Here is a 19,873-nt window from a genome sequence, read left to right on the forward strand (position 1 = left end):
GAATTCCTAAGGGTTCGTGAAATGGCACGCAGGGCGTGCCGTGTGAGTCCGGCGGGTGGCGGGGGCTGCCGGCGCGGTCGCGTCGTCGGCTTGGTCGGCACCCTCGGTATAATGATGCGCAAAATTCTTTCGCCCGACATTGTAATTCAGCCGTCGGTCCTGCGTCCCCCTCCGGACGATGTCCGGCACGGCGACACCCATTGGCCAGCCCATATTCCATGCTTCAGTTGCAACGCGACGTCAGCCTGCGCGAATTCAATACCTTCGGCCTGCCCGCCACCGCCCGCTATGTCGTGACCGTGGACAGCGAAGCGGCGCTGCTCGACGCACTCGCCTTGCCCGAACTGGCCGGACTGCCGCGTCTCGTGCTCGGCGGCGGCAGCAACCTCGTGCTCACGCGTGACTTCGACGGCGTGGTGCTGCGCATGGCCATTCGCCACCGCGAACGTCTTCCGGACGATTCCGCAGATCCGTCCGCGCGCTATGTGCGCGGCGGCGCGGGTGAAGTCTGGCACGATTTCGTCGACTGGACGCTCTCGCAAGACTGTCCCGGGCTGGAAAACCTGGCGCTGATCCCCGGCACGCTGGGCGCCGCGCCGATCCAGAACATCGGCGCCTACGGGCTGGAACTCGCCGAGCGCTTCCATGAAGTGCGTGCACTCGATACGACGACCGGGGCGTTCGTCACGCTCTCGCGCGACGATTGCGCTTTCGGCTATCGGGATTCGCTGTTCAAGCGCGAACCGGGCCGCTACATCATCGTGGCCGTGACGTTGCGCCTGCCGCAGCCCTGGCAGGCCGTGGCCGGGTATGCCGACGTTTCGCGCACGCTGGCCGACGCTGGTGTTGCACATCCCGATGCGCGCCAGATTTTCGATGCGGTCGTCGACATTCGCCGCCGCAAGCTGCCGGACCCCGCGCAACTCGGCAACGCCGGAAGCTTCTTCAAGAATCCAGTGGTGGACGCCGCCACGTTTGACGCGCTTCGCGCGCGTTTCCCGCAAGCGGTCGGCTATGCGCAGCCCGACGGTACGTGGAAGGTCGCCGCTGGTTGGCTGATCGACCAGTGCGGCTGGCGCGGCAAGACCGTCGGAAACGCAGGGGTGCATGAGCGTCAGGCGCTGGTGCTCGTCAATCGCGGAGGGGCCACCGGGGCCGATATCGTCGCGCTGGCCCGCGCCGTGCAGGCCAGCGTTCAGGAACGCTTCGGCATCGCGCTCGACCCCGAACCGCTCATGCTTTGATGGCGGTGGCGTCCGGCAGACGTTGCAGATAGTCGCGCTTCAGATCCACCGTGGAGCGTACGCCGACGTCGTCGAAATGCGCCGCCAGCCAGCGCTCGGCGGCCTCGCGGCCTCGATCGCGCAGCGTCGTGAGAAAGTGCCAGTCCGTGACGAATTTCGTCGACGAGGACAGGTCGTAAAGCTCCTTGTCCGCGCGAATCGAGTGAATCAGCGGGTACTTCAGCCGATCGCGAAACTCCGGCTTCAGCCATCCTTCGTCGAGCAGCTTGTGCACGAACGAGATCGCCCGGAATTCGCGTTGCAGCGACGCGTTGAACGTGATCTCGTTCACGCGGTTCATGATCTGTCCCGGCAGAACCGGCTTCTCTTTGCGCTCGATCGGGTTGATGTGCACGATCAGGATGTCGCTTGTGACCGTCTCGTAATAGAACGGGTAGAGCGGTGGGTTGCCGAGATAGCCCCCATCCCAGAAAAAGTCTTCGTCGATCTTCACCGGTTTGAACAGCCACGGCAGACAGGCGGATGCCATCGCCACGTCGAGCGTGATCTCGTGCGTTCGGAAGATGCGGATGTTGCCGGTGCGGATGTTCGTCGCGGAGACGAACAGATGCGTCGCGGTGCTCTCGCGCAGACGCTCGAAATCGACTTGCGCTTCGAGCACGGTGCGCAGCGGATTGATCTCGGCCGGCGATTGCGCGAACGGCATCATCCATTGCTGCATGCTTTGCATCCAGTCGTGCCAGACGGGATACTCGGTCGGACGCCCGTTGAGCCAGCTGAAGACGGTTTGCGCCCAGGCGGTGGCCGACGAACCAGCTTGCGAAACACCCAGCCAAAAGCTATGCAACGCCTCGCGGGCCTTTTCGCGCGGATCGACGTTGGGACGGTCGAGCAGGCCATGCGCCAGCACCACGGCGTTCATCGTGCCTGCCGACGCGCCACTGATGCCTTCGAATTCCAGACGCCCGTCTTCCAGCAACTTGTCGAGCACCCCCCACGTGTACGCACCGTGCGCGCCACCGCCTTGCAGGCCGAGGTCGATGCCTTTGCGTCCACCGTTATTGCGTCGTGCACGGGAGGATTTCGCTTTCGCGCTGGCGCGGTGGCCGTCAGAGGGAAGCAACGGGACGTCCGTCGGTTCGAGGTCCGGGTGAGTATCGGACGTGTCTGATGGGTTGGGCGGCGTGTGTAACGCTTCTGCCGACGTCAGGGCAGACGCTTCAGACGTATCGAGCGCGGATGAGGTCGTGTGGGGAACGTGCGCGTCAGACGATTCAGGCACATCGGACGCTTGGCCGGCAGTGTGGTCGGCCGATTCGGGAGGCAGTCGCGACATAGTGGGAAGCGGCGCCGGGCCGCGCTGAACCGGCCGAGAGGGCGATGGCGCGGAAGCGTCCGCGCCGTCGCGATGCTGGCCGGACGGTTAGCCGTAATGGCAAACGTAATCGAGCGTCTCCACGACTTCGATATCGAACTTGCTATTGCCCGGCACGGAGAATTCCTGACCAGCAGCGTATTCTTGCCACTCGGTCTGACCTGCCAGACGGATGCGGCAGCGGCCGCCCGTGACTTCCATGATCTCAGGTGCATCGGTACCGAACTGGAGCGTCGCCGGGAAAATCACGCCCAGCGTCTTGCGCGTGCCGTCCGGGAACAGGACGGTGTGCGAAACGCACTTGCCGTCGAAGTACGTGTTGGCGCGCTTGATTACGGAAACGTTGTCGAACTGAGTTGCAATTTGCGTCATGACCGAATGCTGTGTCGAATGCGAGCGAATGCCGCGATGGAGAGTCAATATGCCGGGCCGCTCAGGGCCAGACGTGAATTCATGCTAGCACGTTTCGAGCGTCCAGCCGGCTGCAATTTGTGCAATGCACAACGAAATTGCACCGATGTGGTGCAAGTTGATGCGAATTCCAAAACGCTTTGATGGGTGGGGCGCCGTGTTGTACCGCGATGAAGTGCGCGGCATCACGAGAATGGCTGACGGCGCGCGTCAGCGATGATAGCGGAACGTTAATCGCGGTGGGGTAACGAAAAACCGCCCGGACAGCTTTGCGACAGTCCGGGCGGTGTGGCCGGGTAGGGTGCCCGGCTGACCTGCATTCGATGCGTCAGATGTGCTACAGGCGTCAGACGCGGCCCAGCATCAGGAACTCCATAAGCGCCTTCTGCACATGCAGACGGTTCTCGGCTTCGTCCCAGACGACGCTTTGCGCACCGTCGATGACATCCGCCGACACTTCTTCGCCACGGTGGGCGGGCAGGCAGTGCATGAACAGGGCGTCGGACTTCGCGCGCTGCATCAGGTCGGCGTTCACGCACCATTGAGCGAACGCAGCCTTGCGTGCCTCGTTTTCCGCTTCGTAGCCCATGCTCGTCCAGACGTCCGTCGACACGAGGTCGGCTCCTTCGCAGGCGGCGCGCGGATCGTCGAACTCACGCACGAACGGGCGGCTCGATTCCGCCACCATCGCCTGATCGAGGCGGTAACCCGGCGGCGTCGAAATATTGAACTGGAAGCCGAAGATCTCGGCGGCCTGAATCCAGGTGTACGACATGTTGTTGGCGTCGCCGATCCAGGTGACCGTCTTGCCCTTGATCGGGCCGCGATGCTCGTAGTACGTGAAGATGTCCGCCAGCACCTGACACGGGTGGTATTCGTTGGTCAGGCCGTTGATGACCGGCACGCGCGAATGTTGGGCGAAGCGCTCGATGATCTCCTGACCGAACGTGCGGATCATGATGATGTCGGTCATGCGCGAGATCACCTGGGCGGCGTCTTCGATCGGCTCGCCGCGACCGAGCTGCGTGTCGCGGGTGTTCAGGAACACGGCGTGACCGCCCAACTGGTGAATACCGGCCTCGAATGACAGACGCGTGCGGGTCGAGCTCTTCTCGAAGATCATCGCCAGCGTACGGTCGTGCAGCGGGTGGTAGGTCTCGTAGTTTTTGAATTTCTTCTTGAGGATGCGGGTGCGCTCGAGCACGTAGTCATACTCGTCGAGCGTCAGATCCGAAAACTGAAGGTAATGCTTGATGGGTTTGGCGGTGGTCATTTGGATGTTCTGCTGGAGGCCGATCCCGCGTGCGTTCACCGCGGATTTGCTGGGAACTCGAACGCGTTCGGCACGACGAACAAGCCTTGAGGCCTGTCCCCCGGTCAGGCTCGTGAAGGTGTTCTACAGGTTGCTGGCTTCAGGGGAACGGCCCCTAGTCTACCAAATCGTTTTGTCGTCACACGAAAAGCGTATGATCGAGCCCGCTGCTGCACAGCCAAAAACGGCTGGCAAGACCGAAAAAAACATCCGCAGCAATGGTGGGGGACAGGTTCCAGTCTTATATAAGATATAATACTGGCTCTGTCGGCCACGCTACCCGCGTACGGCTGGCCAGGTGTTTTTTGAGGTGATTGAGCGATATGACCGACCAGGTTTCCGCGCGCGAGTATTTCATTCAGGGGCTGACTCTGGATGGCAAGAAGTTTCGTCCGAGTGACTGGGCGGAGCGTCTGTGCGGCGCCGTGTCGTTCTGCGGCCGAAGCAATTCTGGCCCGAACGCATACATGCAGTACTCCCCCTATGTGCGTCCGACGATGGTGGGTGACGTCAAGTGCGTCGTTGTCGATGAGCGACTGCGCGATATCGAGCCGAGAATGTTCGATTTCGTGATGAGTTTTGCGCGTGACAACGGGTTGCAAATGACCGAAGCCTGCTTCGTTCCCGACGTCAAGTAAATCCCCCTCGGCCGTTGTCGGCCAGACGTGAGTGCCGGGCCTTCGGCCCTACTCACCGTCGCTTCGTCACATCTTCGCCGTTCCGGCACGCCCCCTTCCCGGTTGTCTCCCGTAGTGCTCGATGCGCTCGGCAGTGTCGCGTGTTTTATATGGTGCAACGAGGGGCAAAGTGAAAGGAGGGGGGGAGGCTAGAGGTGGGGGGGGGGGGGCAGAATAGAAAAAAGCCCGCATGAAGCGGGCTTTTTAGTGTTCCGACCGTAGTCGGAACCGGCAAGCAACTTGTAGTGCTTTGCAACTGAGCTGTCTTGACGCTGACTAACGGTCAGCGTAAGTCAGTCTAGCTTAGGCAGCAGCCGACATCGCCTTGATGGCGGCCGACAGGCGGCTCTTTTGACGAGCAGCGGTGTTCTTGTGAACGATCTTCTTGTCAGCGATGATGTCGATCGTCTTTGCCGAAGTGCGCAGCACTTCCTTGGCAGCGGCTTGATCGCCAGCGGCGATAGCCTTGCGAACAGCCTTCACAGCCGTGCGCAGACGCGAACGCAGCGCCGAGTTGTGGGCGTTGATCTTAACGGTTTGACGCGCGCGCTTGCGTGCTTGTGCGGTATTTGCCATGTTCTGTGAATTCCTTGAATTGCTCCGCCTGATGCGGCTTCTATGCAGTTTGGCTCGGCTCCCTGGGAGACACGGTGGCCAGGAAGCAATCCATTGACTTCGAAACCGACGATTATAGCCGAAGCCCAACGGAAATTGCAACTTCTTTGCTGCAATGCTGTGCGTATAATACGCGCAACATGAATTTGCTCAAAGCTCTCGCTACGGTCAGCGGTTTTACGATGCTTTCGCGCATCACCGGTCTGATTCGTGAAATTCTTATCGCACGCATGTTTGGTGCCGGTCCCATGACCGACGCCTACAATGTGGCGTTCCGTATTCCTAATCTGCTGCGCCGTCTGTCCGCTGAAGGGGCGTTTTCGCAGGCATTCGTCCCAATTCTGGCCGAATTCAAATCGCAACGTAGCGAAGAAGAGACGAAAACGCTCGTCGATTCCGTCACGACGGTGCTTTTCTGGGTGCTTCTGTCCATCACGATTGCCGGGGTGCTCGGCGCATCGGGCGTGGTCTACGCCGTGGCGACGGGCTTGTCGCGCGAAAACGGCACGTTCGACGCTGCGGTCTTCATGACGCGCGTGATGTTCCCCTACATCACCCTGATCTCGATCACGACGCTCGCCGCAGGCGTGCTCAATACGTGGCGTCAGTTCTCGATGCCCGCATTTGCACCGGTGCTGCTCAACGTCAGTTCGATCGTGGCGTCGCTGTGGGTGGCGCCGCATCTGGAGACGCCCGTCTACGCACTCGCGTATGCCGTGATCGTGGGGGGCGTGCTGCAACTGGTCATCCAGCTCCCCGCACTCGCCCGCATCGGCATGTTGCCCCGCATCACGATCAATATTGCGGCGGCGCTTCGCAACGCGGGCGTCAAGCGGGTGCTCGCAAAGATGGTGCCGGCCACACTCGCCGTGTCGGTCGCTCAGGTCAGCCTGATCATCAATACGAACATTGCGTCGCGACTGGCGCAGGGCAGTGTGTCGTGGCTGGCGTACGCGGACCGTCTGATGGAATTTCCGACGGCGTTGCTAGGTGTGGCGCTGGGCACGATTCTGCTGCCGAGTCTGGCGCGCGCGCATGCCGATGACGACCCCGCCGAGTATTCCGCGTTGTTGGACTGGGGGCTGCGTCTGACCTTCCTGCTGGCAATGCCCAGCGCCGTTGCCCTGTTCGTCTATGCCGAGCCGCTCACCGCGACCCTGTATCAGTACGGACGCTTCGATGCGACCGACGTCGTGATGACGGCGCACGCGCTCACCGCCTACGGCGTCGGCCTCGTCGGGCTGATCCTCATCAAGATTCTCGCGCCGGGCTTCTACGCCAAGCAGGACATCAAGACACCGGTGAAGATTGCCATCGTGGTACTGATTGCCACGCAGCTCTCGAACGTGCTTTTCGTGCGTTGGTTTGCCCATGCAGGGTTGTCGCTGTCGATCGGTGTCGGCGCATGCATGAACGCCGCACTGCTTTTCGCGGGGCTCTACAAGCGCGGTATTTACCGGCCCGCGGCGGGATGGCGTCTGTTCTTCGTCCAGCTGCTGGCGGCGTGTCTGATCCTGGCAGGCGTGCTGCTGTGGTTCACGCAGAGCTTCGACTGGGTGGCCCTGGGGGCGCGTCCGCTGGCGCGCATTGCCTTGCTCGGTGCGAGTCTGGTGCTATGCGCCGTGGTGTATTTCGGGGCATTATTCCTCATGGGTTTCAACTTCTCGTTCTTCCGTCGGCGCACCCGCTCGTGATTCACTGACGGGCCGGTCGCGGCGGAACTCACGGATACCGCATGGCGAATCGAATTCTGGAGTATTTTGCTGCGCTGGTTGCGTCCGACGACGGCCTGCCGTTGACAGAGGCGGCCATTGCCATCGCGCAGGACGTCTATCCCGATCTCGACGTGCAGGACACGCTCACCCAGATCGATGCGCTGGCCGCACGTCTGGCCAAGCGTCTGCCGCCGGACGCCGGGCCGTTGCAAAAGCTGCAATTGCTCGATCATTTCTTCTTCCGCGAACTCGGTTTCACCGTCAATCAGAACGACTATTACGATCCGGATAACAGCCACCTGCATGTGGTGCTGGATCGACGTCGCGGCATTCCGATTTCGCTCGCCGTGCTGTGCATGGAGATCGGTCAACAGATCGGGCTGCCATTGCGCGGTCTCTCGTTCCCGGGGCACTTTCTGCTGCGTCTCGCGGTGCCTGCCGGGGATGTCGTTATCGACCCCATCTCTGGCAATTCTCTTTCGCCGCAGCGCCTGCTCGAAATGGTCGAGCCGTATCTGAAGCACTATCGCGACGAAAGCGCCGAGCCGATTCAGGAATTGGCCTTGTGGGCGTTGCTGCACCCGTTCCTGGAGCCAGCGACGCCGCGCGAGATTCTCGCGCGCATGCTTCGCAATCTTCGGGCCATCTATACGCAGAACGAGCGGTGGGAGCGGCTGCTGGCGGTTCAGGAGCGTATGGTGCTCGTGCTACCCGACCAGCCCATCGAGAAGCGGGATCGCGGGCTGGCGTATGCGCGTCTGGGGCTGGTGCGTCCGGCGCAGGACGACCTGGAGTGGTATCTGGGCAAGCGCCCCGAAGCGGACGACGCCGATGCAATTCGTCAGGTGCTCGACGACCTGAGTCGCCGCCCGGGCAGCCACGGGTAAGTTTCGCTCCGCAGTGTCAGCCAAAAAAAACGCCAGCCGCATTCACCGGCTGGCGTTTTGACGTGGGGTGCTAGCTCGTGCACGTCTTGCACTTTGCTACACCGACTGCATCGACAGCTCCTGCACTTCGCGCTTCAGCCCCGGCTTGTAACCGAAATGGAAGAACACTTCGGCCATGAGGAACATCGGGGCGATAAAAATCTGGAAGATGTTATCGAGCAGGGCGGGCTTGCGGCCTTCGTAATGGTGGCCGATCAGTTGCACGATCCAACCGCCGACGAACAGCAGACCGAAGACGGCGAGCGCCCACGGCCATGGCAGCCTCGCCAGATGTTGCGTGAGCGCCAGCAGCACGGCGAAGAACGCCGTCATGGCAAGCGCAAGCGGGACATCGAGCAGGAAGTAGTACATCAGCAGGACCAGCACGATCACGTGTGTTGCGTTCAGGCCGCTGGGGCCGAGCGGCACCCACGAGAATGCCTGCATCACCGCGAGGATGATCATGGGAACGCCGAAGAAATGCGTGAGACGGTTCTTGGGACTGCGGTGATAGCGCTGATAGAACGACATCTGTTGCGCCAGTGATTTCATGCCAGCCTCCTGCCTCGGGGGACGACGGGGAGAACATCTGAGCGCCGGCTGGAGCATGAAAACCGGTGCCTTTAGCCGACCGCAATCTGCGTCCGGCATTCCATTGTAGCCATAGTCCGAACGACTTTTTGGTGCGCTGCGACAAAGTGTCCGCAGCGCGCCGTTAGCGCCATTCCCTACGTGTTATCGACCGCCGATGCGCTATTTCGGCTGCATGCGAATCGCGCCGTCCAGTCGAATCACTTCGCCGTTGAGCATCGGGTTGCGCACGATCTGTTCGACCAGCATCGCGTATTCGGCAGGTCGACCGAGTCGCGGCGGAAACGGCACCATCTGACCGAGCGACGCCTGCACTTCGGCGGGCATGGCGAGCATCATCGGCGTTTCGAAAATGCCCGGCGCGATGGTCATCACCCGAATACCGCTGCGCGAGAGATCCCGCGCGACCGGCAGCGTCAGGCTGGCCACGCCGCCTTTCGATGCCGCGTAAGCGGCTTGTCCCATCTGGCCATCGTAAGCGGCGACCGACGCCGTATTGACGATCACGCCGCGCTCGCCTTCACCGTTCGGTTCGCCCTGACTCATGGCGGTGGCCGCGAGCCGAATCATGTTGAAGGTGCCGATCAGATTGATCTGGATGACGCGCGAGAAGGCGTCGAGCGGATGGGGGCCGTCGCGCCCGACCGTCTTGCTGCCGATGGCGATGCCCGCGCAGTTGACGAGCCCGCGCAACGTGCCGAGTGCTTGTGCGGCTGCCACAGCGGCCTTGCCGTCATCTTCCCGGGTGACGTCGCATTTCACGAACTGGCCCCCGAGCTTCTCGGCGAGCGTTTCGCCTTCGTCGACATTCACATCGGCCAGTACGACCTTCGCGCCAAGCCCTGCAAGCCAGCGCGCCGCTGCCGCGCCGAGCCCTGAGGCGCCACCGGTGATCAGAAACACATTGCCCTGAATTTCCATGCGTCATCCTCCATTGGCAAAAAAGGCGGCGCAGTCTGAACTGGCCGCCTTCTTCTGTGGCGTTACTGACGGGGCATAACCCCTTGCCGGACCGCAAGTGTTGCGAACAACACGGAATCGCGGGGCGGCATCGACCTATGGACCCGTTCGCCTTACTTCAGTGCGTCGAACGCGCGCGCGCGGATTTCATCCACGCTGCCCTGGCCCGAGATCTTGCGGTACTGCGGTGCGTCAACGATCGCGCCCGGGCTGCCGTGCTTGGCCCAGTCCGAATAGTAGGCGACCAGCGGTTTGGTCTGCGACTCATACACTGCGAGGCGCTTCTTGACCGTTTCTTCTTTGTCGTCGTCACGCTGGACGAGCGGCTCGCCGGTCAGGTCGTCGACGCCTTCCACCTTCGGCGGATTGAACTTGACGTGGTACGTGCGGCCCGATGCCGGGTGCGTACGACGACCGCTCATGCGGGTGATGATTTCCTCGAAAGGCACGTCGATTTCGAGGACGAAGTCGATGGCGACGCCGGCTTTCTTCATGGCTTCCGCTTGCGCGATGGTGCGCGGGAAACCGTCGAAAAGATAACCGTTCTTGCAATCGTCGGCCGTCAGACGTTCCTTGACCATGCCGATGATGACGTCGTCCGGCACCAGATCGCCTGCATCCATGAAGCGCTTGGCTTCAAGGCCGAGTTGTGTGCCTTCCTTGATCGCGGCGCGCAGCATGTCGCCGGTCGAGATTTGCGGGATGCCGAATTTTTCTTTGATGAAAGTGGCTTGGGTGCCTTTGCCGGCCCCGGGTGCCCCCAACAAAATCAGACGCATCGATGACTCCTGAAAGTTTGTGATTTGTGAATGCTGTGCGTGCGGCAGGCAGGTGCGTCTCCGGTGCTCTGCGGCGGTTGCGGGTCCTGTGACCGGCAAACCGCGCTGCGCGCAGACATCGCGCCCGGCAGTGCGCGACGCGCGCGACCGGGGGTCTGCTCGCGAGAATCAGAGCGATTATGCCACGTCATGCCCGCCAGGCGGCGTTTTGCAGACGGCCCGGTGTCGCACCGGTGCGATTTCCGGGACGCGTGCCGACGTCAGTTTTTCAGCAATGCGCGCACGCGTTCGAGGTCTTCTGCCGTGTCGACGCCCGGCAGTGGCGCGTCGTCCGTCACGAGTACGGCGATACGCTCGCCGTGCCAGAGCGCACGCAATTGCTCCAGCGATTCAGCCGTCTCGATGGGGGCTTGCGGCAAACTCGGGTAGCTGCGCAGGAACTTGGCGCGATAGGCGTACAGGCCGATGTGACGAAAGACTGGCGTCGTGGCGGCGGGCAATGTGGCGACGCTCGCGAGTCCGGCGGACCACGCGTCACGTGACCACGGAATCGGCGCACGTGAGAAATAGAGCGCGCGGCCATGCGCATCGAGCACGACCTTGACGACGTTCGGGGAGAAGATCTCTGCGTTGTCGGTAATCGGATGTGCGGCAGTCGACAGCGCGCATTCGGGGTGTTCGGCCAGATGGGCCGCGACGGCGTGCACCAGACGCGGATCTATCAGCGGCTCGTCGCCCTGAACGTTGACGACGATGGTGTCGTCCGGCCAGCCCTGCGCCACGGCGACCTCCGCCAGACGGTCGGTGCCCGTCGGGTGGTCTGCGCGCGTCAGCACCACGTCGAATCCGTGTGCGGATACCGCATCGACGACGCTTTGTGCGTCGGTCGCCACGACAACCTGACGCGCCCCCGATTCACGTGCACGTTCGGCGACGCGCACGACCATCGGTTTGCCGCCGATATCGGCGAGCGGCTTATTGGGCAGACGCGTCGACGCCAGGCGTGCAGGCACCACGGCGACAAAGTCGGTGGTGGCAGCAGCGACACCCTGGGTGCCGGGACGCAACGTGGTATCGCTCACGATGCGGACTTGTCGTCGTTCACCGGAACGGGCGTGCCTTCGACGGACTGACGCGCTTCGTCGGCCAGCATGACGGGAATGCCGTCACGAATCGGATAAGCGAGCTTGTCTGCGTGGCAAATCAGCTCCTGGGCTTTTTTATCCAGCTCCAGCGGGCCCTTGCACAACGGGCAGACGAGAATCTCAAACAGTCGGTTGTCCACGCAATTTCTCCACTACCAGTGATACGAGGCGCGCATCCAGCGCTGCCTCGGCAGGTACGGCCCACACACGCGGGTCGGACCAGGTGACGCATTTTACTGCATCCTTTTCGGTGATCAGGATGACGTCGGCGGCGACGCCGTCGAACGGATTGGTCGCAAAGTCGTAATGATCGGGCAACGCCAGCGTCTCGATCTGCAACCCCGCTGCGCGCAATGCCGCGAAGAACCGCTCCGGTGCACCGATACCAGCGGCTGCCAGCACGCGCTTGTCCGCAAAGTGAGACAGCGCGCGGGTGAGCGGCGGCTGGCTGACGCACCACGCGTCGCCCAACGTCAACGTCAGGCGCCACGTATGAGGCCAATCCGGCAGCGTTCGGCCATACGGATCGTTAATGAGGTTCACGTCGCGTTGCCGCGATAACGGTTCGCGCAGCGGCCCCGCCGGGAGCAGGAAACCATTGCCGCCGAGCCGATGATCGAAGACGGCGATTTCGACGTCGCGTGCGAGGGCGTAATGCTGAAGACCGTCGTCACAGACGATGACGTCGCATTCGGGATGCGCCGCCAGTAACGCCCGCCCGCCTTCCACGCGCGACGGCCAGACCCACACGGGCGCGCCGGTTCGTTTCGCGATCAGCAGCGGTTCGTCGCCAACGGCTTCCGGACGTGCCGTTGGCACGACTTCCGTCGGCCGGGTCAGCTTCGCCCCGTAGCCTCGCGAAAGCACGCCAGGCGTGTAGCCCTGTTCACGCAACGCGCCGACCAGTGCGATGACGGTCGGCGTTTTGCCGGTGCCGCCCACAGTCAGATTGCCGACCACGACGACCGGGACGGGAAGCCGTGTCGACGGCTTCCAGCCACGGCGAAAGCCCATGCGACGCCACGCCGCAATGCCGCAGAAGATCCACGAAAGCGGCCAGAGCAGCCAGGCGGCGAGTCCCCGCCGTTGCCACTGCGCCGTGACCCAATGGACCAGCGAGCCCGACAGACGCGGCACGAGGGCGCGTGCGCGCGCACCCTTCACGGTGTCCGGCTGTCGCGGCGTTTGTCGTGTCATCGGGAGGGTTGCGCAGGTGCGCCGTGCGCCGTCGTCGAACGGGCGGCGAAGGTCAGACGCGACAATCCAGCCTCACGCGCGGCTTCCATCACATTGATGACGGACTGATGCGTGCTCTTGGCGTCGGCGTTGATGATGATGACCGGTGGCTCCGCGCCGGTATTGGCGGGGCCGGCCGCCTGGCGCAGCGCCGCCGTCAGACCGGCAACGTCGCGTTGTGCCAGCGCATGCCGGTCGATCGCGTAGCTGCCGTCGGCGCCTACCGAAACGACAATCTGACGCGGCGGCACGACCGCTTTTTCCGCGTCTGCCGTGGGCAGATTGACCTTGAGCGCGGTGTAGCGCGTGTAGGTCGTCGTGACCATCAGAAAAATCAGGATGACGAGCAGCACGTCGATGAGCGGGATCAGATTGATCTCCGGCTCGTCGCGCGTGGAGAGACCTCGACGGAAATTCATCGCATGTCTCTCGAATCAGTGCCGCGGCAGCGTGGCATCGAGAAAATGGACCGCCTGTGTTTCGAGTTCGACGAGGAAGGCGTCGACGCGCGTGCGGTAGTACCGATAGAAGATCATCGCCGGAATTGCGATCATCAGCCCGAAGCCGGTGTTGTAGAGCGCAACGGAGATGCCGTGCGCCAGTTGGGCCGGATCGGTGCCCGTTGCGTCCTGCGCACCGAAGATCTCAATCATGCCGATCACCGTACCGAACAAACCCATGAGCGGTGCGACCGAGGCGATGGTGCCCAGCGCGGGCAGAAAGCGCTCCAGTTCATGGGCGACGGCACGTCCCGTTTCCTCCAGCGCCTCTTTCGCGCCTTCGCGCGGGCCCTGCGGATTGTGGGCGACGTAGCGCACGCCGGTCGCGAGCACTCGGCCCAGCATGGAACCGCGCGCCAGTGCTTCGGTGGCGTCTTGCTTGGCAGCGCCACGGCGCGCGAGCGTGATCGCGTTTTCGAGTACGCCGGTCGGCAGCACGCGTGCGCGGCGAAGCGACAGGGCGCGCTCGACGATCAGGGCGAGAGCAATGATGGAAGCGATGAGAAGTGGCCAGATGGGCCAGCCGGCGGCCTGGATGACGGCGAACAAAGAGACCTCTTGCTTATTGCGGGGGATGGGCAAACGAGTCCGAACTGTAGCGTGCAGGGGGGGGATGGGCAAGCACCGTTTTCCACACCTGACGAGCACAAGGATGTGGACAACCTTTGGATACTCTTAGCAACTCTTTGACGCGGTGGAACTTTTTGGTTTGTGATGAAAAAATGAGCAATGAGCGGTTTCAGAAATGAACACCTCCGCAAGTTCACAAATCCCAGGATTTCCTCGTCAGCCTGTGGATAACTATGTGTACATGTCGGCCTCTGAAGATATATCTTGTCGTGTGTCACGCAAACATGCCTTTTTACGCTGTGGAAGCCCCTTGCAAAGCCCGATAAATCAAGGGTTTGCACCCGGCACGTAGGAATTGTCGGGCATCCCGGCGAGAAAACCCTTAAATTAGCGGGCCTGTGGACAGTTTTTCGTCAGCGCACACGCATGAACTTATCTTTCGACGACACGCGGCCCACCGGTGGTGCGGATCGTGTACTCAGTGTTTCGGATTTGAACAAGGCCGTTGCCGGCGTGCTGGAGCGGAGTTTCCCGTTAGCATGGGTCAGCGGCGAGATTTCCAACTTCACGCGCGCCGCCAGCGGCCATTGGTACTTCTCGATCAAGGACGCGCAGGCGCAAATGCGTTGCGTGATGTTCCGCGGTCGCGCGCAGCATGCGGATTTCTCACCGAAGGAGGGCGATCGCGTCGAGGTGCGTGCCTTGCTTTCCATGTATGTGCCGCGCGGCGAGGTGCAACTCAACGTCGAAGCGATCCGGCGCGCGGGGCAGGGCAATCTCTATGAGGCGTTCCTGCGTCTGAAGGAAAAGCTCGCCGCTGCCGGGCTGTTCGATGCCGGGCGCAAGCGTGAATTGCCGCGTTATGCCCGTCGCGTGGGGGTTGTCACGTCGTTGCAGGCGGCCGCCTTGCGTGACGTGCTGACAACGCTCGCGCGTCGCGCCCCGCATGTGAGCGTCGTCATTTATCCCGCGCCCGTACAGGGGGCGGACGCCGCTACCAGGCTCGCGGCGGCGCTCGACACGGCGAATGCGCGCCGCGAAGTCGACACCCTGTTGTTGTGCCGGGGCGGTGGCTCCATCGAGGACCTCTGGGCGTTCAACGAAGAAGTGCTGGCGCACGCCATCGCGCGCAGCGAACTGCCAGTGGTCTCCGGCGTGGGGCACGAAACCGATTTCACGATTGCCGACTTCGTGGCAGACGTGCGCGCACCCACGCCCACGGCGGCTGCCGAGCTAATCTCGGCAGCGCGCGACGAGTGCCTGCGCGAGGTCGACCGGGAGCGTCAGCGCCTGAGCCGTGCAATGCGTCGTACGCTGGAGCAGCGCGCCCAGCAACTCGACAGCCTGTCGCGTGCGATGGTCTCGCCGCGCGAGCGTCTGGCGCGCCAGCGCGGGGAACTGGCACATCTGGCCGATCGCATGCGCCACGCCCTCGAACGCCCGCTGGCCCAGCGTCGCAGTCGATTCGAAATGTTGCGACTGCGCCATGCGCGGGCGGTGCCCGATGTCGCATCGCAGCATGAGCGCGTGGCATTGCTCGAACAACGTCTTCAAACGGCCATGTCGCGCCGGGCCGAGCGCTCGGCGCAACGTTTGACGGACGCCACCGCGCAACTTGAACTGCTCAATCCGCGCCGCACCCTGCAACGCGGATACGCCGCAGTCCTCGACGCGAAGGGCCAGCCTCTGCGAGACCCTCGAAGACTTCAGCGGGGGCAGCAAGTGACCATGCACCTTGCCGATGGGGCGGCCGACGTGGGCATTGGTGATGTCCAGGTCAGGCTAGACGATACTTTTTAGTCGATGCGGTTCGGCAAAGCAGGCGAATCGCAGGCATCGTGCGTCGATTAGCCGGGATCGGCAAACAATCGTCACATTGATAAGGCAGAGTGCGGCAAACCAAGTACCCGTTGGGTTTGCGGGGTTTTCGCATCTGCCCTAGAATCGATGGCTCCGGATAACGCAAAATCGGGTTCCCCTCAGAGCACAAAGGACAATTGCCATGGAACACAAGCTCCCTGAACTGCCGTACGCCATCGATGCACTGGCGCCGACCATCTCCAAGGAAACGATGGAGTATCACTACGGCAAGCACCACCAAGCCTATGTGACCAACTTGAACAACCTGATCAAGGGCACCGAATTCGAAAACGCCAGCCTCGAAGACATCATCAAGAAGTCGTCGGGCGGCGTGTTCAACAACGCAGCACAGGTGTGGAACCACACCTTCTTCTGGAACACGCTGTCGCCGAAGGGCGGCGGTGCACCGGCCGGCGATCTGGCCAAGGCCATCGACGCCAAGTTCGGCTCGTTCGACGCATTCAAGGAAACGTTCTCGAAGTCGGCCGTGGGCAACTTCGGTTCGGGCTGGACGTGGCTCGTGAAGAAGGCCGACGGTTCGGTCGACATCGTGAGCACCAGCAACGCTGCCACGCCGCTGACCGGCGCCGACAAGCCGCTGATCACGATCGACGTGTGGGAACACGCCTACTACATCGACTACCGCAATGCTCGTCCGAAGTTCGTCGAGGCATTCTGGAACCTCGTCAACTGGGAATTCGCCGCGAAGAACTTCGCGTAATCGACGTTCCCGGAATTTGCCGGCCGACACAGAGTCGACTTCAGTGAGCCTTCGCTGAAGGGCACGTCAGACGCCCAACCCGAGCGTCTGGCGTCGCCGGCAAAACTCAGCAAGCTATCCGCGACATCGCCGCACGACTTCGGCGCTTGTTTCACCGCATCCGCCGCCGTATCGCCGCAGCACCTCCCTCCCGCAGTTACGCTCCGATCGCCTTGCCGATGTGCTGACCTTCGCACCTCAGGCGCGATGTCTCCCTTCGTTTTCAACGGTCACCGGATTGCAGGTTTTTGCACTGCGCTTGATCGAAGTCAACGTTCGTACGCGGGCGCCTCGTTAGAGTGAACCCCTCAATCCGAACGGACAACGTATGCCAGACCCTGCGCCATCGCGCGAGGCCGCCACGGCCATAGCGCATTTCGCGATCGACACTCGATGTGCCGACGCGGTCCAAGACACACCGCCCCGCTTCTGGCTCGCCGATGCGCGACTGATGCGCAGCCTGCCTCCCGCCGCCTGGACGTTGTTTCGTCTGGCCGAATACAAACGCGGCGGGACGGCCACACACATGTGGCGCGTCGGCGCGCTGGCATGGCGATTTGCGCAGGCGTTAGGGATGTCCGCCGTCAAGGCGCAGGCGTTGGGGCTTGCGGCGGCGCTGCATGACACCGGCAAGCTTTGCATTCCGAATTTGATTCTGGAGAAGCCGGGCAGATTGTCGCCCGACGAGATATTGACGATGCGTATGCATCCGCAGTTGGGGGCCGAGATGCTGAGTGCCATCGGCGGTGCCGCATGCGAGTTGGCGTCCACGGTGGCGCGCACGCATCACGAACGTTACGACGGCACCGGCTATCCCTATGGGCTTTCCGGCAACCGCATTCCGTTGGCCGGGCGCATTGTGGCACTGGTCGACGTCTTCGATGCACTCGCCAGTCATCGTCCGTATCGTGCGGCGTTAAGTCCGGCGCAGATCGTCGGCGCGATGCTCGCCGAGCGTGGACGTCACTTCGATCCGTGGCTGCTGGATCGATTTCTCGAGCAATCGCTCGGCGCGGCGCTTGAAATATCGAGCCGCGCGCGATAGCGACTACCGGCGCGCTGCATGAAGGATGCGCAAGGAAGCGATCAGCGCGGCAGGTTGGAAATCTTAGAACCCGCTTTGATCTTCTTTTTCGCGAACCAGCCCTTGTTCATCTCGAGCGCGTATCGCACAGCAGCACGCGGGCAATGGTTGTCTTCCGTCTGCGGCTCCATGTCTTCGATGTTCACGATCGTGCCATCGTCCGCAAGAAACGCGATGGACAGCGGCAGATCGGTGTTCTTCATCCAGAAGCAGTGACCGGCGCTTTGCTCGAACACGAAGAGCATGCCTGCATTGTCGGCCATGGCTTTGCGATACATCAGGCCCTGCTCGCGGTCTTTCTCGTTCGCGGCGACTTCGGCCTTGATGAGATACATGCCCGCAGAGAGTTGCACGGTCGGGAATTCACCGGGCTGCTTGATTTGTGCAGCGGCGCTGGCCGGGGCTAGCGCCATGACGGCGGCGATGCTGGTGAATGTGGCGCTGGCGGCGAGCGCGGCCAGTTGACGCGAAATCCGGCTCACAAAAGACTCCTGAGAAGATCGGGGGACGTCAAGAATACGGTCGGACGACAGTGGAAATTCCGCAGCAATTTCGTCGGGAATCCGGCGAATTTGTCTCAAGCGGATAGCGGGTCATTGTATCTGCCGGACGAAAAAAAAGCAGGTTGCACGAGCAACCTGCTTGTTACCGTCGGTTGCGCAGGCGTGCTGCGCGACGCGGTACTTACTTGCTTGCAGCGGCCGGAGCTTCGGCGGCAGCAGCCTTCTTCGACGACTTCTTGGCGTGCTTCTTGTGGGTCGACGACTTCTTCTTGGCAGCCGGCTTGCTAGCAGCAGCAGCCGGAGCAGCCGTGTCGGCAGCAGCCGGAGCAGCAGCTTGGGCGAACACGCCCGTTGCGAACAGGCCAGCGACCAGGGCAGCGATCAGTTTTTTCATGAGATTCCTCGTTGGAGCTCGATGTTTGGATGGTGTACTCGTTGACCCGCGAACTGAGTCATCTCCTTTAACGTCCCGCCGGGACATCGGTTGACAACCCACTCGCGGATTTTTTCGACGACAAGTATTACGGCTTGTTACCGGTCGACGGTTGGCTCATCGGCTTCTTCGCGTGCTTCTTGTGATGATGCTTTTTGTGCTTGGTCGTCTTCTGCGCCGACATGGCATGGTCACCCGCCGGAGCCGCCATCGCAGGCGTTGCTGCTGCGGGCGCCGCCGGAGCGACAGGCGCCGTCGCAGGCGCCGATTGTTGGGCCATCGCGGCGCCGGACACGATCAGGCCGGCGGTCAGGGCGAGCAGCAGTTTGTTCATGATGTGGTTTCCTCGTTTCGGTAGTGGTGCGTATGTTGCGCACCTGTTCCCTCAACGAGATGGACGACGGCTGCGTTGACCGGAAAGTGTAAGTATTTGTTGCGGCAGTTCGCACCACTGACTGGGTGCGAGGTTTAACGAAAAGACGTCGACCGGGCCGATAGCCACGCGCACGAGCCGAAGCGTCGGTTTGCCGACGGCCGCCGTCATGCGTCTGACCTGGCGATTCTTGCCTTCGACGAGTTTGATTTCGAGCCAGTGGGTCGGAATGCTGGCGCGGTAGCGGATCGGCGGATTGCGTGCCCAGAGATGCTCGGGCTCGGGGATTTCGCGCGCCTCGCACGGCAGCGTGACGAAGTCGCCCAGATCGAGGCCGCTACGAAGACGGGCCACGGCCGCTTCGTCGTACGCACCTTCGACCTGCGCCCAATAGGTCTTGGGCAGCTTTCGCTCGGGCTCCGCGATGCGCGCCTGCAAGCGGCCGTCGTCGGTGAGCAGCAGCAAGCCTTCGCTGTCGGCGTCGAGACGGCCCGCCGGATAGACGTCCGGGAGATCGATGCACTCGGCGAGCGTCGGGCGCGTCGGATGCGGCGAAAACTGGCAGATCGTACCGAAAGGCTTATTGAGAGCGAGAAGTGTCATACCGGGTGATGGCGAGGGGGATGCCCGAGGAAGCTGGTCAGCGGCGACATGTTAATGCATAATCGAAAACGTCACTCTTATGTCTTATATAAGACTATGATTGTGTCACACGCATTTCGAAGCGCTATGACTAAAATAAGGCAGCGCTGCGCAGGGCGCTCATGTATCGACCACAATGCAGTTCGTGGTGCGCACGTACCG

General features: G+C 62.2%; 23 protein-coding genes. 7 read left to right on the forward strand and 16 right to left on the reverse strand.

Annotated elements, in window-relative coordinates:
* Positions 1-218 precede the first annotated feature (218 nt).
* Positions 219-1,244: a UDP-N-acetylmuramate dehydrogenase gene (gene murB, locus PAN31117_RS07930; RefSeq protein WP_150737680.1), complete on the forward strand. Its 1,026-nt coding sequence runs from the start codon at positions 219-221 to the stop codon at positions 1,242-1,244.
* Here murB and PAN31117_RS07935 read toward each other — a convergent pair.
* The 3 genes from PAN31117_RS07935 to argF form a co-directional block, all read right to left on the reverse strand.
* Positions 1,234-2,526 carry a patatin-like phospholipase family protein gene (locus tag PAN31117_RS07935; RefSeq protein WP_306440184.1) on the reverse strand — a complete coding sequence of 431 codons (1,293 nt, stop codon included), beginning with the start codon at positions 2,524-2,526 and terminating at the stop codon, positions 1,234-1,236. The genes murB and PAN31117_RS07935 overlap by 11 nt on opposite strands.
* Positions 2,527-2,667: 141 nt before the next feature.
* Positions 2,668-2,991 (reverse strand): pyrimidine/purine nucleoside phosphorylase, encoded by a 324-nt coding sequence (ppnP, locus tag PAN31117_RS07940; protein ID WP_039400939.1) that lies wholly within the window; start codon positions 2,989-2,991, stop codon positions 2,668-2,670.
* A gap of 385 nt (positions 2,992-3,376) precedes the next feature.
* Positions 3,377-4,303, reverse strand: coding sequence for an ornithine carbamoyltransferase (gene argF / locus PAN31117_RS07945; protein ID WP_039404085.1), 927 nt, complete (start codon positions 4,301-4,303; stop codon positions 3,377-3,379).
* Between the two features lie 362 nt (positions 4,304-4,665).
* Here argF and PAN31117_RS07950 point away from each other — a divergent pair, with 362 nt between their 5' ends.
* Entirely contained in the window at positions 4,666-4,980 is a 315-nt protein-coding gene (locus tag PAN31117_RS07950) for a DUF3579 domain-containing protein (protein ID WP_039400937.1), read from the forward strand.
* 342 nt (positions 4,981-5,322) lie between these two features.
* On the opposite strand, the gene rpsT is transcribed toward PAN31117_RS07950, so the two are convergent.
* Positions 5,323-5,595 carry a 30S ribosomal protein S20 gene (rpsT, locus tag PAN31117_RS07955; RefSeq protein WP_039367301.1) on the reverse strand — a complete coding sequence of 91 codons (273 nt, stop codon included), beginning with the start codon at positions 5,593-5,595 and terminating at the stop codon, positions 5,323-5,325.
* Positions 5,596-5,729: 134 nt separating this feature from the next.
* Here rpsT and murJ point away from each other — a divergent pair, with 134 nt between their 5' ends.
* Positions 5,730-7,328 (forward strand): murein biosynthesis integral membrane protein MurJ, encoded by a 1,599-nt coding sequence (gene murJ, locus PAN31117_RS07960; RefSeq protein WP_442417690.1) that lies wholly within the window; start codon positions 5,730-5,732, stop codon positions 7,326-7,328.
* Between the two features lie 41 nt (positions 7,329-7,369).
* The gene (locus PAN31117_RS07965; RefSeq protein WP_150737683.1) at positions 7,370-8,236 is read left to right on the forward strand and encodes a SirB1 family protein; all 867 of its coding nucleotides are present in this window, start codon (positions 7,370-7,372) and stop codon (positions 8,234-8,236) included.
* Between the two features lie 96 nt (positions 8,237-8,332).
* Here the strand turns inward: PAN31117_RS07965 and PAN31117_RS07970 are convergent, their stop codons facing one another.
* The 8 genes from PAN31117_RS07970 to PAN31117_RS08005 all read right to left on the reverse strand — a co-directional run bounded on the left by PAN31117_RS07970 (position 8,333) and on the right by PAN31117_RS08005 (position 14,035).
* Entirely contained in the window at positions 8,333-8,827 is a 495-nt protein-coding gene (locus tag PAN31117_RS07970) for an Mpo1 family 2-hydroxy fatty acid dioxygenase (protein ID WP_174990868.1), read from the reverse strand.
* 201 nt (positions 8,828-9,028) lie between these two features.
* Positions 9,029-9,787, reverse strand: coding sequence for an SDR family NAD(P)-dependent oxidoreductase (locus PAN31117_RS07975; protein ID WP_150737685.1), 759 nt, complete (start codon positions 9,785-9,787; stop codon positions 9,029-9,031).
* 152 nt (positions 9,788-9,939) lie between these two features.
* On the reverse strand, positions 9,940-10,605 hold the full coding sequence (gene adk / locus PAN31117_RS07980) for an adenylate kinase (protein ID WP_150737686.1): 666 nt from the start codon (positions 10,603-10,605) through the stop codon (positions 9,940-9,942).
* Between the two features lie 260 nt (positions 10,606-10,865).
* On the reverse strand, positions 10,866-11,672 hold the full coding sequence (gene kdsB, locus PAN31117_RS07985) for a 3-deoxy-manno-octulosonate cytidylyltransferase (RefSeq protein WP_150737760.1): 807 nt from the start codon (positions 11,670-11,672) through the stop codon (positions 10,866-10,868).
* 11 nt (positions 11,673-11,683) lie between these two features.
* Positions 11,684-11,890 carry a Trm112 family protein gene (locus tag PAN31117_RS07990; RefSeq protein WP_150737687.1) on the reverse strand — a complete coding sequence of 69 codons (207 nt, stop codon included), beginning with the start codon at positions 11,888-11,890 and terminating at the stop codon, positions 11,684-11,686.
* Complete coding sequence (gene lpxK, locus PAN31117_RS07995; RefSeq protein ID WP_150737688.1) at positions 11,871-12,947, reverse strand: tetraacyldisaccharide 4'-kinase; 1,077 nt, start codon at positions 12,945-12,947, stop codon at positions 11,871-11,873. The genes PAN31117_RS07990 and lpxK overlap by 20 nt, the downstream gene beginning before the upstream one ends.
* Positions 12,944-13,405: an ExbD/TolR family protein gene (locus tag PAN31117_RS08000; RefSeq protein ID WP_150664378.1), complete on the reverse strand. Its 462-nt coding sequence runs from the start codon at positions 13,403-13,405 to the stop codon at positions 12,944-12,946. The genes lpxK and PAN31117_RS08000 overlap by 4 nt, the downstream gene beginning before the upstream one ends.
* Positions 13,406-13,420: 15 nt before the next feature.
* Positions 13,421-14,035, reverse strand: coding sequence for a MotA/TolQ/ExbB proton channel family protein (locus PAN31117_RS08005; protein WP_150737689.1), 615 nt, complete (start codon positions 14,033-14,035; stop codon positions 13,421-13,423).
* A 447-nt stretch (positions 14,036-14,482) separates the two neighbouring features.
* Between PAN31117_RS08005 and xseA the strand changes: the two genes are divergently transcribed.
* The 3 genes from xseA to PAN31117_RS08020 all read left to right on the forward strand — a co-directional run bounded on the left by xseA (position 14,483) and on the right by PAN31117_RS08020 (position 17,721).
* The gene (gene xseA / locus PAN31117_RS08010) at positions 14,483-15,856 is read left to right on the forward strand and encodes an exodeoxyribonuclease VII large subunit (protein WP_150737690.1); all 1,374 of its coding nucleotides are present in this window, start codon (positions 14,483-14,485) and stop codon (positions 15,854-15,856) included.
* 202 nt (positions 15,857-16,058) lie between these two features.
* On the forward strand, positions 16,059-16,637 hold the full coding sequence (gene sodB / locus PAN31117_RS08015; protein WP_150737691.1) for a superoxide dismutase [Fe]: 579 nt from the start codon (positions 16,059-16,061) through the stop codon (positions 16,635-16,637).
* A 367-nt stretch (positions 16,638-17,004) separates the two neighbouring features.
* Positions 17,005-17,721: an HD-GYP domain-containing protein gene (locus PAN31117_RS08020; RefSeq protein ID WP_150737692.1), complete on the forward strand. Its 717-nt coding sequence runs from the start codon at positions 17,005-17,007 to the stop codon at positions 17,719-17,721.
* A 41-nt stretch (positions 17,722-17,762) separates the two neighbouring features.
* Here PAN31117_RS08020 and PAN31117_RS08025 read toward each other — a convergent pair whose 3' ends face one another.
* From PAN31117_RS08025 to PAN31117_RS08040, 4 genes are all read right to left on the reverse strand, one after another.
* A complete protein-coding gene (locus PAN31117_RS08025) occupies positions 17,763-18,242 on the reverse strand; it encodes a DUF192 domain-containing protein (protein ID WP_370855734.1) in 480 nt (159 codons plus the stop codon).
* 202 nt (positions 18,243-18,444) lie between these two features.
* On the reverse strand, positions 18,445-18,657 hold the full coding sequence (locus tag PAN31117_RS08030; RefSeq protein WP_150737693.1) for a hypothetical protein: 213 nt from the start codon (positions 18,655-18,657) through the stop codon (positions 18,445-18,447).
* A 127-nt stretch (positions 18,658-18,784) separates the two neighbouring features.
* On the reverse strand, positions 18,785-19,030 hold the full coding sequence (locus PAN31117_RS08035; RefSeq protein WP_150737694.1) for a hypothetical protein: 246 nt from the start codon (positions 19,028-19,030) through the stop codon (positions 18,785-18,787).
* A 51-nt stretch (positions 19,031-19,081) separates the two neighbouring features.
* The gene (locus tag PAN31117_RS08040) at positions 19,082-19,672 is read right to left on the reverse strand and encodes a pseudouridine synthase (RefSeq protein WP_150737695.1); all 591 of its coding nucleotides are present in this window, start codon (positions 19,670-19,672) and stop codon (positions 19,082-19,084) included.
* Positions 19,673-19,873 lie beyond the last annotated feature (201 nt).

It is taken from the genome of Pandoraea anapnoica, from assembly GCF_902459765.1.
GTDB lineage: Bacteria > Pseudomonadota > Gammaproteobacteria > Burkholderiales > Burkholderiaceae > Pandoraea > Pandoraea anapnoica.